This window comes from Acinetobacter sp. COS3 (assembly GCF_000475335.1).
GTDB lineage: Bacteria > Pseudomonadota > Gammaproteobacteria > Pseudomonadales > Moraxellaceae > Acinetobacter > Acinetobacter venetianus.
Window position 1 is genome coordinate 1 of sequence record NZ_AXCD01000019.1, and the last position, 14,080, is coordinate 14,080.

The following is a 14,080-nucleotide window of genomic DNA, read 5'->3' on the forward strand; positions in this document are numbered from 1 at the left end:
GACAAACATGGTACGGTTCATTATTATACATTTCAGTTGGCTTTGTTTTCTCCTGTTGACTATTTGGAGAACCACCAGCATTATCCCTTTACCACCAAACTCTGCTTAGGCAACAACTTACAACCACATGACAAAGCATCATTTACTCTTGCCACAGCTTTACCCATCACTTGAACTGTGGGATCACCCGCAACAATTGTGGCAACTGTTTGATGCTTTGGACAAGTTGCTTTATCGCCAACACAAGCAACAGGAATACCTTCAACTAAAAAACTACTATTTCCAGTAATTACTTGCCCACCACCTGTCGTTGGACAGCCAATAACAATATAAGGTGTTGCCATGCGGATATCTCTCTTATACTTTTCAATAAATTAAAGTACTTCAAACTCGATTCGACGATTTTTTCTACGTCCATCAGCAGTTGCATTGTCAGCGACTGGCTGGCTAGAGCCTTTACCCTCTGTACTCAAACGATCAATCGCAATATTTTTACTTACTAAATAGCTTTGTACAGCTACAGCACGTTCTTGGCTCAAAATTGTATTTTTAGCTGCATCACCAGAACTATCAGTATGACCAATAATTTTGACTTTCTTAGTACCTACTTTATTTAACGCGACAGCCATTTCATCAAGAATACTTTTACCTGCCGCAGTTAATATTGCACTTCCTGATTCAAATTCGATGATGCGATTTTTAAGCGCATCGTCAATAATTTTTTGCTCGGCTTGATTTACTGTAAGTTGTGCACTAAAACGATAAGGCTGTTGAACCAATGATTCAAATTTCGATGTTGTTGGTGTTATCTCATTCGGGTCAGTCATTTTTCCTGTCAATTCGATCTGAGTGCCACGAACATTCAATTGACCCTGCTTCACTTTTTTTAAATCAGAAGTAATGACTTGAGTAACAGAATCACTCCAATCATTAGGCGCAGAAACAGGTCGTACTTGTATTTTGTCTACGACTTGGTCTGCACCATAAACCGACTGCATTTTAGTTATGATCGCTTGTTTGCTTGCATCATTCGGTACAACACCCTCTACGACTATCGGGGCAGCATTAATCGCGGCACTGTAACTTAAAACAGTTAGCCCAAAAGATAGTGTAGCCAATATTACTTTCGAATTATTTTTCATCATTACTCATCTAAAAAAGTTTGTCTGAAAAGTTTTAAACCTTGATTTAGGCTCAATTGACGCTGGCAAAGAGATTGCTCTAATGTCGCAAGACCTGCATTCTGTTCAAGATAAGCATCAATCCACTGGGCTTGAATCAAAGAAACCCAATGCTCACTCTGCATGTTCTGAGTGAAAATATCACTCAGTGCCATGATGTCTGCACCTTGAAATCCAATAAACAAGAGTGGTTCATCACGATGTAAAATCCCTATTAACACCTCGGTATTACTACTTCCTAAGAATCGACCAATCATTCCTACCCAAAAAGCAGCGATTTCATAACAATACATATGGTTATTAATTGGAAGAATCAGCACTTTATTTAAACGGCTTGTACCATTCTTTAAAATTGGCTGTAGCAAAAGCCCAAGACCAATCATACTTTGAGCCAATTCATACACATTAATCTTCATCAATTGAGCAAATGAATGCATCGTATGATTTTCATAAAAGCTATTACATTCAGTGGATGTAAATACTTGAATAACATTCGGTAAATTATTCAACTTTTCAATCATGATATTGGTATCAGCAATACTACGAAGTACTCTATTTCTTTGAAATAAATCCACCAAAACAGCTTTATAAATGTACGGCGCTTGCAAAAGGTTCTGGTATGGTTGTTCAACCTCGAGTAGCTGACTTACCACCATTGGAAAAGCACGTCCAGAACTGTCTTGACTGGCAATCAAATTTGCAGCCAAAAACATTGGCTCGGCTGGATTTGCAATAAAGAAGTCTAGTGCAGGTAAGGAAGCGTAGCGTTGTTTAAACTCAGGAGTACGCATTGCCAGCTCTAGTGCTTCAGTAATCCACTGATCAAGCACTTGGATCAAAGCATATTGACCTTTGGACTTAATGAAATCCCCTCTTGCAGGCGTCTTTCCATAATACAATGGGGTGCTTTTTAATTGCTGCATATCAGCACCTCTTGCTTAATGATGATCATCCCTATCATTGCTGTACTGCTCCTGATTGGGGTGATAAAACTGGCGGTGCTTTCACACCCTCTCCAGCTGGGGTTGCTTGCGCTGCAACAACACGAACAGCTTTGTCTGTGACCACTTTATCGACCAATTTCAATCCAGCATATCCACGACTAGAGCCAATATTTCCTGAGCTATTTCCACTGATCAATCTGAACTTTACTTTAATTGAAAGAGATGGCTCGGCCTTGCTCGTCCACGTCATTTCAAAGCTGCCATTTTGTTCTTTGCGTTGTGCCGCATCAATTAAACGGTTAATCCCATATTCGCCGGGCTCTTCAAAAATCGTATGCGTCTTCCCTTCCAAATCAACAGCCGTGATGCGCGCACCAGGAATCGCTCCCTTATTTGGCCAAACGAAGTTCACCCACTGCTGAATACCATTTTCAAAGACCATCCGCTGACCATCGATATCAATCGTGTAAGACAAATACTGTGGATTTTGTAATGGATAAAATTGGAAATTAGACTGATTTGAAGCAGGCGCAGCAGCAGGCTGATCTAAACTGCCTGTCGCCATCCCATTGATTGGTGCAACATATTGTTGGAAAGCCATAACAAATTGTGGATTTAAACTAATGCCTAAATCTTTCCACGTTTTTGAAGTAAGAACGTATCCTCGGCGTATGACAAATGGATCTAAGGCTTCTTTAACAAATCTTGAAATGCTTCCAGTCTCACCAAAAATTTGAGCTATTTCATTACTTGTTGCTTGTAAAGTAACACCTGAGTTAAAGGGATATTTTTGACTTAAATTCGCTTGGAATGGTTGATAAGCTTGAATACCCCATAGTTTATTTAATTCATCCTGAGTCGGAACAATCAAACTTGCAAATGATTGCGTTAATGGTCCCATCAATAGCTTTTGTAATAATTGCTGATCGGTGTCTTTCAAACCGACCATCATTTTTTCATCAACATATTTCTGAGTTACATTAAAGACTGAGTTTTGATCATTAATGGTTTGTTTCACCAATGTCATCGCGCTCGGCCCAATTTCACCAGCAGTTTTTAAATCATTAAACTTACTACGCACTTGAGCAAGATTGTTCATGTACTCATCAAACAACGATTTATCTTGCAAATCATCCCGCTTACGAACGAGCTGATAAAACATTTGATATTCTTGAGAGATCGCACCTTGCGCTTTATTCACTGCCTGTGCAGCAGCTTTATCATCTGTATTATTTAAAACTTTTCGTTTAAACCATGCCACAAAACCTTTTTCAGGCACAGCAAGTTCAGCTTGTACAATCGGATTATCCCAGTTCGTCTCTATTGCAATCCGTTGTAATAATGCTCGAATTGGCGAGTTTTCAGGTTCACCCAAAACATCAATCGTTTTTACTTGCTGGCTGAATTGATCTGCTTTTGCGTAATAAATACCGTTCAGAAACTTCTTCCACTCAGCTACATATTCTTGCTTATATAATGCAACCAATTGCTTACGAATCTGTTCAGGACTACCAGAGAAAGTCAAATCATCAGATTGATTGCTGTTCAGCACCCAATCCTTACTATCGGTTGGTTTATTTGCGGCATCATCAATCGCTTGTTCTACATATTCATCCCATGCTTTATGAGTAAATACACCTGGTAATGCATAACTTCCCAAAACAATATTACGGTTTTGTTCGCCTACGATTTGACCAACTGTGACTGCTGGGAAGCGTACTGCAGCACGCATTTTGATTTCGTTATAAACACGATCTCGCGCAGGCATACCACGTATGACAGACAATAAAACTTGGCGTGTTTGGTCCACCACTTGTGCATCTGTTTCTAACGTAGGGAAACCTTCTTGATTCGCTAAAGACATCGCATAAGATAAAATTTTCTCAGCATCTTGAATCATCTCACCACGCGGCATATCACCACGATTTGCATCTAACCAAGAGCGCCAAAATCTAGACACCTGATCACTCAAATGACTACTATCCATATATTCAGGATTGCTCAACATAAGATATGCTTTCAAGGCGTTATAGGCATCTTGAGGATTGGTATCTGATGGTTCTAAATATTGTTGGGTCTTGGCAACTTGTTTAATTTCAACATTTGCATGATTGGCTTTGAGCGTTGCCTCATTATTTTTCACACGCTGTAAATACTGTGCAATATTTTGCTGTGTCGGTGTTAAAACAATCTGCTGAATCCCGTTCAGATACTCAGCTTTTAGACTTTCGCGTAACTGATTGCCTTGATATAAACCAAAACTAAATTTTAAAGGGCGATTTGCATCAAATTCATCTAGCTGCTGTAAACGCTCTTGCAAGATCAATAAAGATTCAAGTTGGGTTGATAATTGTTGTCCAGATGCTTTTTCTAAATGTACAACTTTATCTAAATCCGCCTGTACATCTGCAATCAATTGCTGGTTATTTCGATAAGACCACACCCATACGCCAAGAACCAAAGACACACCCACCAAAGCAGCAATAAAAGCAATATAACGCTGACGTTTTTTAGCAGGATTAATATGTTGTTTAACGAGATCCTTATCTCGTAAGATCACATTCGAGAAAAGACCTTGTAAGAAGTAACCATGATTAGGTGTAAGCGAAGAGTTTATTCCATCCTGATCTTGATTTGAAATTTGCTGTAATTGGAATTCTTGGGCAATATTTTCAGTCATTGGACTTTCAATAGCACCTTCCTGTAAAGCACTGGTGAAATAAAAACCACGGAATACAGGCTGGAATTGATAAGGATTTTCTTCGAATAATGTTCCAATAAAACTCTTCAATGCTGGTTTTAGTGTTTTAAACTCCAGTGGAAATGTCATCACGCTTGGTGAAATATTTTGTGAATGACGACGACTCAAATGCGTTGTACTAACACTTTTTAATCCATCGTAAAGAATGCTGTAATGCTTATCGAATAGTTCAACGGCATTATGAGATGAACTTTGCTCATAGGGTAAAGTAGCACCCCAAGCTTGATTGTATTCTTGAGATTCATAGCAATCGAAGAACTCAGTAAAACCAGCAATTAAGTCCATTTTCGAAAAAACCAAATAGACAGGAACCACGACTTCTAATTTTTCAGTCAAATCTTGAATTCGAGCGCGTAAGTTTTTAGCTAGTTTTAATGAACTTTCAGGGCTTTGACTAACCAACTCAGCAATACTAACAATCACAATAAGGCCATTTACGGGTGATTTTGAACGGTTTTTCTTCAAAATATTTAAAAAGCCTAACCATTCAGAATGGTCTTCAGAATAAACGGAATAACGCCCTGCTGTATCCAATAGAATACCTTCTGTTGAAAAGAACCAATCGCAGTTACGCGTTCCACTCAGCCCTGCTGAAACCATTTTTTGATGTGTTTCTTCAAATGGAAACTTCAATCCAGAATTATAAATTGCAGAACTTTTCCCAGCAGCAGGATTACCAATCACCATGTACCAAGGCAATTCGTATAAAGCAGCATTGCCCTTTTTGTCCCCCAATTTAGATTTACGAATCAATTGAATTGATTCTTTCACCTGCTGATTGATCAGTTGCAACTCGGCTTTATCTTTTTGTTGAGCATTTTCTGAATTGCCTTCTTGCTCTATCGCATTAGCAAGCTCTTCGCCTTGTGCAGCATGGCGTTTTCTTTGTATTAACGAATAAATCCCATAAACAATTAGCCCCAAAGCATAAGTCGCAGCCAACGCCCAAAAGATATTGCGAGGAATAGAAGAATATGAGGAAATAAGCGCCACAAATAATGATAAAGCAATGATTGCCTTAGGATTTGTGATGTACTGCCATAAATAACCTAAAATGATGTACATTGAGTTCTCGAATTCTTAATAAAATTAATCAATCAGCAATTGCGACACTTTCCTGATCTGCTGAGACCTCTGGGAAAGTTTGAAAAAATGCTTTTAAATCTTGACTATAAACAAACGCAACGTATTGATCCGAAAGCTGAGCAGCAAGCATCACTGCAAAAACTTTTGCGACATTTAACGTATTTCCAACTGCAGGTTTACAGTACAAATAATGATGTTGCTCAACTGAACTTTGTCCAAAAAACTGCTCAAGTTTCTTTACAACTTTGATGTCTGATCCATCTTCAGCAACAAATACAAATGGAGCTTCATCTTGATATTGCGGTAAATCATGGATATCTAACTCTTTAAATATTTGATTTAAATTATTATGATGAGCAACCAACTTTAAGGTTTTTACAGGCTGGGACTGCTCGATTTCTAGACTTGGATGCGCCACAAAACAACTACTGATAAATTCAGCTGGAATATACATTTTCGCACTCCAGCTCTTTTCATCGATAACATCCTGATCAATTTCAGAATCGACAGCAATCAACCATGAAATCTCATGAGGTTGTTTTTGAATACGATCAAATAATTCAAGTAAATATTGATCAGAGGATTCAGAACTCACAAAGTGATATTCGATATGCAATTTTTGAGGAATGATTTCTAAATCATAAAAAATGGTTTGGATATATTCATTACAATCATGTTCATTCCACGTATGTAGGAGGTCTTCAGACAGTAGGATATGTAAATTGAGTTTGTCTATACGATAAACTTGTTGAACCAGCTGAGGTTCTAGATCTTCTTCACTATCATGCGTTGGATCAGTCCAAGCAGGATGCATACGGTATTCATACAGACTTTGGCTTTCATAGAATAAACTTGAAGCTTTTAAATGCTGAGAAACCCGCATGAGGAATTCAGTATTTTGTTCAATTTGATGCTGAAGCAATGCGGTAATACGTTGCTGACGAATTGATAGAAAAGCTTGCTCAGATTCTTCATCATGTTCGAGTTGTTGATCTAAATCAGCAACTCGATAAGATAAAATCGGTAGTCCTTGAAAATTCAAAAGCGCTGTATCAAGTTGCGCGCTAGTAAATTGTTTGATTCCCTCAACAATTGCATCATTTTCACCAAAAGAGTGATAAGCACTCGCAGCAAATACATTCAATGCTATCCATTGGCTAGATTGATTAACTTGCTCTGCATCAACCTTCTGATCACTCCTCTCATCTTGCTGACTCGATGCCTGCTGCTTTTTCTTCTTGCGATGTTGATAAACGCTATAAACGAACCACGGTGAAAGTAAAACAACTGTGATAACAATAGGTAGAAAAATAAAATAATTAATTAAATCAGTAGATTCAGGTTGATACTGTGTATCACGCCAGTAAAAAATCACAATCAGAGCAACCAATACAAAGCAGCTCATCAAAGTTGCAAGGATTTTCTTAATCATTATGCCGCTCCCAAAAGTGCATAACGAGTTTCCTTGTTATGATGCAATTGTTCTGATGGCATTAGAAATGTACCCTGCCCCAACCCCAACTCATGACTAGAATCAAGACACAGAGGAATGACGTTATCTTTATCTAAAATCAACCGAACATCGATAAATAAAGTTGGGCTGCACCAAGTTTGGATGAGATCTTTTAATTTTTTACTTAATGGTTGATTTGGTAAAAAAGCTAAATATTTTTCGCGTGATAGTGGACCAATTTGGATTTCAATCTTGCCATCTATCTGCTCAACCGTGTCACCACAAAACGTGTTCACACCAAGTAAACTTGGGTTTGTGCCCCCTAGCGTTGTTTTCTGATCTTCGCCTAACTTAAATTTTTCTTTTATAAATTCCTCAACATTGACTTGTTCATTAAAAACACAAGATAAAACGGTTTTCAAAGCGTGAGCCGTGTTATTTTGCCCTTGTATCAAACCAGAAAATTCAGCGAAATATTCATCTAAATCATGTTGTTGATGCTGAGCACGAACATAGCCATTCAAAGCATGCAAGATATCAAGATAATGATTTTCTTGTTCTATTTCATAACGGATAGGTAAATTATAAGTAAGACTAGCATCTACGTATTTAGCAGTGAGATTATGGTTAAATAAACCAAGAAATTCTTTAATCTCAAGCCGTTGTTGTCTTGAACTTTGCTTTACCTTATTGGTATATGTATATGGTAAAGCTCCTTGTGTTCCTGTTAAACCGACAATCAAATTAGTCAAATGAATACGATCATCTTGATAACTTAATTCTTCAATTTCTGTCGCAGGAAAACTTAAGCTAAAAGAAGTGTCGAACTTAAAATCAGCCGACCAATTTTTTACGCTACTGCTATTGGGGACATGACGCAATAATCGTGTTGACTGAATAAACTCAAATGTACTCGATCGATTAAAAACCTGATCAACTACAGAAGCGTCTTGCCACCAACGTTCTGAACGCATTGGTACATCTCCTGCTGATGAATACTGTCTTTAACCACAACATCGACGAAACTATTGATTTGGACTTTTAGATTAAAAATATGACTTAATAATTGAATGAAAATATATAAGCTATGTCCTCTAAATACACTGCTATTCACAGTCAATTCAGCTTGAACACCTCGAATAAACATTGGAAAAGGCTTTGCATGAACGAGCTTATTCGTTGTCGAGAAACTTAGACTTTTAAGCGCATCAATTAACAAAATATTTTCTTTGGAATGTGGCAAGTTATATAAGGCAAGTAGTTCTTTAACATGACTCAAAGTATCCCCTTTCATCAAAGCCAAAGTATTCAAAGATAAATGTGAAATGATGCGCCACTGTTCATTTTTATTTTGATCAAAATAAAATGGCGATGTCGGGCGCTTTAAAATCAGAGCACGTCTTGCCAGACTACTATCATTCAGATTTAGAATATTATTACTTTGACTCAAAGCTTCATGTGGTAAATCACCATTCGAGCAAAGTAATTTCGTACTAATAAAATCTGATTTTATTTCATAGGGTTTTAGGTCTTTTGAAATGATTGAATATCCCATTTGCTTATGTTTGTTTTGGGAGGATAAGTAATTCAATGAATAGAAAAATTGTACTTTGTCATTGTGATAATGACTCATTGCAAAAAAAGGTAATACAGGAAGATGAGTCTGCTCCTGATTTGTCTTTTCTCGTACCATATTCATTTCAACAACTGAGTAAACATGGTAAAGATCAGGATGATGAGCATCTGTAATCAGTGGATATTGCAATTGTGTATGAGAAATTTTTTGTGGTTCAGCCTGCTTTTCAAATAAGTTAATCGCAGGTGTAGTAAATAATTTGAAGTTTGCGACATTCAATTCGGAGTAATTACGAACAACGGCTTGATCATTTAAATTGAGCTTAAGATGAATCAAGATTTCAAAATGATTGCTATTCCCTACCAGTGCCTTGAGTTGGCTTAGATCTAAGTTTAAATAATTAAACTTCTCTGGGAAGCAAAAATACTCCATCAATAAACGATAAGCATGGTGGGTATGCTGATCAACAGGCAACAAACTTTCTTGTTCAGTAAAGCCCATAACTTCAAAAGGATTATCAATTTGGACTAACCGCTGCCCCACACGAATCGAAAAACCAGTCTCTTTTCGAAAAATGTTATCTAAAACCTGCAATGGGAAATTAGAAATTGCATCTAAATAAATTGGTAACTTTTCATCTAAAACCCAATTCTGCGTATCATTGAAGATTTCAAATTTTAAGCTAAGTGATGCATTTTGATTTAAATGCATATGACTGCTTGGAGACGTCTGGAACGCTAAACTTGTTAATGTAATCGGCAATAATCGAACAGTACTCGTACTATTAAACTCACACTGTACCCCTTTAAAACTACGAGATTTCAATGTGGTTTTTTGAGGAATGATATGTGCTGTTGTAAGTTGCTTAATTTTATTTATATCTTCAAAACTAACCACTGTACATGCAGGGAAATGGCGTAGATATTGAGGGAACATAACCTCAAACAAGGAATGAGTAAAAACGTCATAACTATCCGCTAATTTTTTATCAATACGTGCGGCAATAAGTGAAAAAGCTTGAATAAGCCGCTCAATATGTGGGTCGTCAATTTGTTCTTGGTTTAATGACAGACGTTGCGCAATTTTGGGATATTTCTGCGCAAACTCTCTAGATTGCTGACCAAATTCTTGTAATTGTTTTTCATAATACGGTAAAAGTTGTTCTATCACGGTACGCTCACACTAAGTTCTAGCAGAAATAACATACTGCTGTGTTGTCGGTTTCAGTAAAGCGTCGAAAAAAACAGGTTCGTATAATGGATGAATGTTTAAGTAAGCTTGAATACTTAAACATAGTGATCCCATATTGTGACCATCTAATAACATCTCAACTTTGATCTGACGTAACCGAGGTTCGTGCGCAGCAATAGACTGTTCGATAGACTGACAAATTTTATCTCGATCCAAAGGATTTGCTGTTGAAAGGCCTACGAAATCAATAATTCCAAACTGCAAAATAGATTGTTTTGCCAATGGATAGTCATCCATGTCTTCATCAAACTGTGCAATACGACTATTAAGTAAATCCTCTAAATCACGAGCAACAGATTCTCGTAATTGCTGAATAGATAAACCTCTTAGATAGTCTTCATGCTCAGGAACTAAACGATCAAATAGTGTTGATCGAAATCCGTAGGGATATAAATGATCTAGATTCATGTCACAAAACAAAATATGGGAGAAATAGAGGCTAATGAATAATTAACCTCTATTAGAAAATCACGATATCTATTACGCAGCGTATGAAGCTGTGTTATTAGAAAGTGACCATTTCTTAGTAACAGCACCTTTCGCAGTACCATTAATATCTTGTTGATTATATGTCCACTCAACAGCAGCATATTTCAAACCAAATGCTTCTGTTGGTACACCTTCTTCATTTACAGTTGGCGTTACGCTTGATACAAGCACATGCTTCAATTTGATTTGTAAGTACTTGATGCGCTTATCACCATTTGCACGGTAAAAATCGATTTGTACTTCATCAAATGTATAACCAGCAGAACATGCTTCCCAAAGTTTAGGACTTGTAGCATCTAAATCTTTAACGAAGATCATGTCTGAGTGTTCAACACGTTCAGCAGTATGGCCACCAACACTACTCGAAGTAGCAGATTTTGGTTGGCGGATGTTATGAGACCAAGAGTTAACTTCTAGCCAACCTTTGTGCTCAGAGTCACGAGACTCACCATCCACTTTATATTTGCCGCGAAACTCAACGTATATATCTTTCATTTAAAAATTACCTCTATTTATTTAAAGTTATTATCTAGCTGATCTCATTTTTAATTTGAGGACTGCGGTAGTTCAGTCACGAGTCGTAAAGAAACGGACAACTCATCCAGCTGGAAATGCGGTCTTAAAAAGACCACTGATTTGTAGTGACCTGGTTGAGCAGGATCTTCTACAACTTTTACTGATGCTTCACGAAGTGGATATTGCGCCTTCGCTTCTTGAGAAGCACCATCATCAAGCAATACATATTGAGAAAGCCATTCATTCAAAAAGGCTTCAACATTTCCTGCTGATGCAAAACTTCCTACTTTGTCACGCATCATTGCTTTTAAGTAATGAGCAATCCTTGACACTGCCATGATGTACTGAATTTGACTTGAAAGTGCTGAGTTCGCATTTGCGGTATCGTTATCATATTTCTTCGGTTTTTGGGTAGATTGGGCACCAAAGAAAGCGGCATAGTCAGTATTTTTACAATGCACCAATGGAATAAAACCAAGATCACTGAGCTCTTTTTCACGACGGTCAGTAATTGCAATTTCAGTTGGGCACTTAAATACCACTTCACCGTCTGAAGTTTTGAATGTGTGAACAGGAAGTCCTTCAACTAAACCACCACCTTCAACACCACGAATCGCAGCACACCAACCATGCGAATCAAATGCATTGGTTAAACGTGTACCAAATGCATAAGCAGCATTCATCCAAAGATAATCATGATGATTTTCACCAGAAACATCTTCAGCAAAGTTGAAGCCTTCTGTCGCAGTTCCTTCTTTTGGATGGTACGGCAAACGACCTAAAACATGTGGCATAGTCAAAGCAACATAGCGAGAGTCTTCACTATCACGGAAAGATCGCCATTGAACATATTCAGCAGTTTCAAAAATTTTAGATACGTCACGAGGTCGGTCGATATCAGTAAACGATTCAAGACCTAAAATACTTGGGCTGGCTGCTGAAATAAATGGCGCGTGAGCTGCTGCGGCAACATGCGATACTTGTTCTAATAAATACATGTCAGATGGCGTACGATCAAATTCGAAATCACCAATCAATGCAGAGTATGGCGCACCACCAAATGAACCATATTCTTCTTCATAAATCTTTTTGAACAATGTGCTTTGATCAAAATCCGTTGCACCTTGAAAGTCCTTAACCAATTCTTTTTTCGTCGTATTTAACATACGAATTTTGATCATTGGATTAGATGGTGTTTCTTGGCAGAAATAATAAAGACCACGCCAAGTAGACTCAATTTTTTGAAATTGTTCGTGATGCATAATTTGACTTAATTGATTTGAAATCAATGCATCAATTTCAGCAATACGTTTATCAATCGACAAAGTCATATTTTCAGAAACAGTGATTGTTCCTGCCATCACTTCTTTAGCTAACTCACCAATTAAACTTTTAGCGCGAACATGCTCATCATCATTACGTGCGATGCGACTTTGCTCAACGATTGAATCTAATAAATTATTAGAATCTGCGGCTACTGCTGTTGCAGCTAAGGCTTGTGCATTACTCATTTTCAGCCTCCGCACTTAATTGACGTACTTGATCTGTATTTTGTAAGACCTCATCCAACAAATCTTCTAGACGCTCACTGTTAGAGATTTTGTTACGAAGATCTGTTAAACGTTCACGTGCAGCAACTAATTTGCGTAATGGATCAACCTGCTGAACAACTTGCTCAGGTCTAAAATCTTCCATTGAGTTGAATGTCAAATCCACTGACATGCGACCACCTTCCTCAGTCAAAGTATTATCGACTTGAAAAGCAGCTCTTGGTGCTAAAGACTCCATAACTTCATCAATATTATCTAAATCAACATTGATAAATTTTTTATCTTTTAATTTGGTTTTTTCTAATTCAGAAGCCGCAGAGAAATCACCCATTACACCAACAACAAAAGGTAATTCTTTTGACTCTTTTCCATCCCCAACTTCAACATCATATGTTAGCTGGACGCGTGGTGGTCGAATGCGTTGCAGTTTCTTCTGTACACTTTCTCTTTTCGCCATAACTCTATACCTCTGATTGTTATTTCAACGAATCGAATGGATTCGAACCTGTCTTTTGAACAGTATTTGGTTGTTTAGAAACAGTTGGGGTCACTGTTGTTTGACGTTTCGTAGTCGTGTTGACCTGATTTACTGTTTTTCGGGTTGATTGTGTAGTCCGAGTTTTCTGCCTATTGGAGGTACGGCGAGAATTCGTAGTTTGCTGAATTTCTTTTTGAAGTGACTCATCCGTAATTGCTTTACTTGTCGATGTATCTGGTGCCGGAATTGCACTGCGAATATTGTCACTCAATTGCTTTGCAGGCGGATAAGTTGAGTCATTACTGAGATAACGCATTTCTTCAGAACGCATATGCTTTAAAGCATTATTTGCAATTTCTACACTGGCAAGAAAAGTTACATCTGTGAGTGTCGCGCCTCGCACGTTTTGTTGTTGCAATTGATTTGCTAACTGCAATGCATTCATGGGTTGCTTTAACTGATACATACGCATGGCCGCTTGAGCTAACAAATCATTAACTCGCGAAGCATTGTCTTTATCACACACCTGTTGGTAAATATTTAATAACTCTTGATCCGTCTGATTCGCAGCTAATGGGTTGTGTCTAATACACTTACTTTTTAATTTAATTGGCTTAATTTCTTGATCTCCAGCATAAACAGAGCTGTCTACTAGACAAATCGTTATACAAAGAGTTGATATTAAAATACCTTTTTTCAAAATATGCCTCATCATTATTTAGTTTATAATTGAAGAGTGGACAATTATTGTTAAAAAACCCTCTTACTCGTCAATTTTTATACACACAGAACATT

Annotated in this window: 12 protein-coding genes; all 12 read right to left on the bottom strand. The window is 37.5% G+C overall.

Annotation, left to right across the window (positions count from 1 at the left end):
* Nucleotides 1-80: 80 nt before the first annotated feature.
* The 12 genes from IO68_RS25450 to IO68_RS25505 all read right to left on the bottom strand — a co-directional run bounded on the left by IO68_RS25450 (nucleotide 81) and on the right by IO68_RS25505 (nucleotide 13,985).
* The gene (locus IO68_RS25450) at nucleotides 81-344 is read right to left on the bottom strand and encodes a PAAR domain-containing protein (RefSeq protein WP_007481631.1); all 264 of its coding nucleotides are present in this window, start codon (nucleotides 342-344) and stop codon (nucleotides 81-83) included.
* Nucleotides 345-374: 30 nt separating this feature from the next.
* The gene (locus IO68_RS25455) at nucleotides 375-1,142 is read right to left on the bottom strand and encodes an OmpA family protein (protein WP_031234797.1); all 768 of its coding nucleotides are present in this window, start codon (nucleotides 1,140-1,142) and stop codon (nucleotides 375-377) included.
* Nucleotides 1,143-1,144: 2 nt separating this feature from the next.
* Complete coding sequence (gene tagF / locus IO68_RS25460) at nucleotides 1,145-2,104, bottom strand: type VI secretion system-associated protein TagF (RefSeq protein ID WP_023013377.1); 960 nt, start codon at nucleotides 2,102-2,104, stop codon at nucleotides 1,145-1,147.
* A gap of 34 nt (nucleotides 2,105-2,138) precedes the next feature.
* Nucleotides 2,139-5,951, bottom strand: coding sequence for a type VI secretion system membrane subunit TssM (tssM, locus tag IO68_RS25465; protein ID WP_023013378.1), 3,813 nt, complete (start codon nucleotides 5,949-5,951; stop codon nucleotides 2,139-2,141).
* 28 nt (nucleotides 5,952-5,979) lie between these two features.
* Complete coding sequence (locus IO68_RS25470) at nucleotides 5,980-7,404, bottom strand: hypothetical protein (protein ID WP_023013379.1); 1,425 nt, start codon at nucleotides 7,402-7,404, stop codon at nucleotides 5,980-5,982.
* Complete coding sequence (tssG, locus tag IO68_RS25475) at nucleotides 7,404-8,399, bottom strand: type VI secretion system baseplate subunit TssG (protein WP_023013380.1); 996 nt, start codon at nucleotides 8,397-8,399, stop codon at nucleotides 7,404-7,406. Before tssG ends, IO68_RS25470 begins: the two co-directional genes overlap by 1 nt.
* The gene (gene tssF, locus IO68_RS25480) at nucleotides 8,363-10,171 is read right to left on the bottom strand and encodes a type VI secretion system baseplate subunit TssF (RefSeq protein WP_023013381.1); all 1,809 of its coding nucleotides are present in this window, start codon (nucleotides 10,169-10,171) and stop codon (nucleotides 8,363-8,365) included. Before tssF ends, tssG begins: the two co-directional genes overlap by 37 nt.
* A 12-nt stretch (nucleotides 10,172-10,183) precedes the next feature.
* Nucleotides 10,184-10,660 (bottom strand): type VI secretion system baseplate subunit TssE, encoded by a 477-nt coding sequence (gene tssE, locus IO68_RS25485; protein ID WP_007481642.1) that lies wholly within the window; start codon nucleotides 10,658-10,660, stop codon nucleotides 10,184-10,186.
* A gap of 72 nt (nucleotides 10,661-10,732) precedes the next feature.
* Complete coding sequence (locus IO68_RS25490) at nucleotides 10,733-11,236, bottom strand: Hcp family type VI secretion system effector (protein ID WP_007481644.1); 504 nt, start codon at nucleotides 11,234-11,236, stop codon at nucleotides 10,733-10,735.
* Nucleotides 11,237-11,286: 50 nt separating this feature from the next.
* Complete coding sequence (gene tssC / locus IO68_RS25495; protein ID WP_007481645.1) at nucleotides 11,287-12,768, bottom strand: type VI secretion system contractile sheath large subunit; 1,482 nt, start codon at nucleotides 12,766-12,768, stop codon at nucleotides 11,287-11,289.
* On the bottom strand, nucleotides 12,761-13,264 hold the full coding sequence (gene tssB / locus IO68_RS25500; protein WP_019383967.1) for a type VI secretion system contractile sheath small subunit: 504 nt from the start codon (nucleotides 13,262-13,264) through the stop codon (nucleotides 12,761-12,763). Before tssB ends, tssC begins: the two co-directional genes overlap by 8 nt.
* 19 nt (nucleotides 13,265-13,283) lie before the next feature.
* Nucleotides 13,284-13,985: a hypothetical protein gene (locus tag IO68_RS25505; protein ID WP_007481649.1), complete on the bottom strand. Its 702-nt coding sequence runs from the start codon at nucleotides 13,983-13,985 to the stop codon at nucleotides 13,284-13,286.
* Nucleotides 13,986-14,080: the final 95 nt, after the last annotated feature.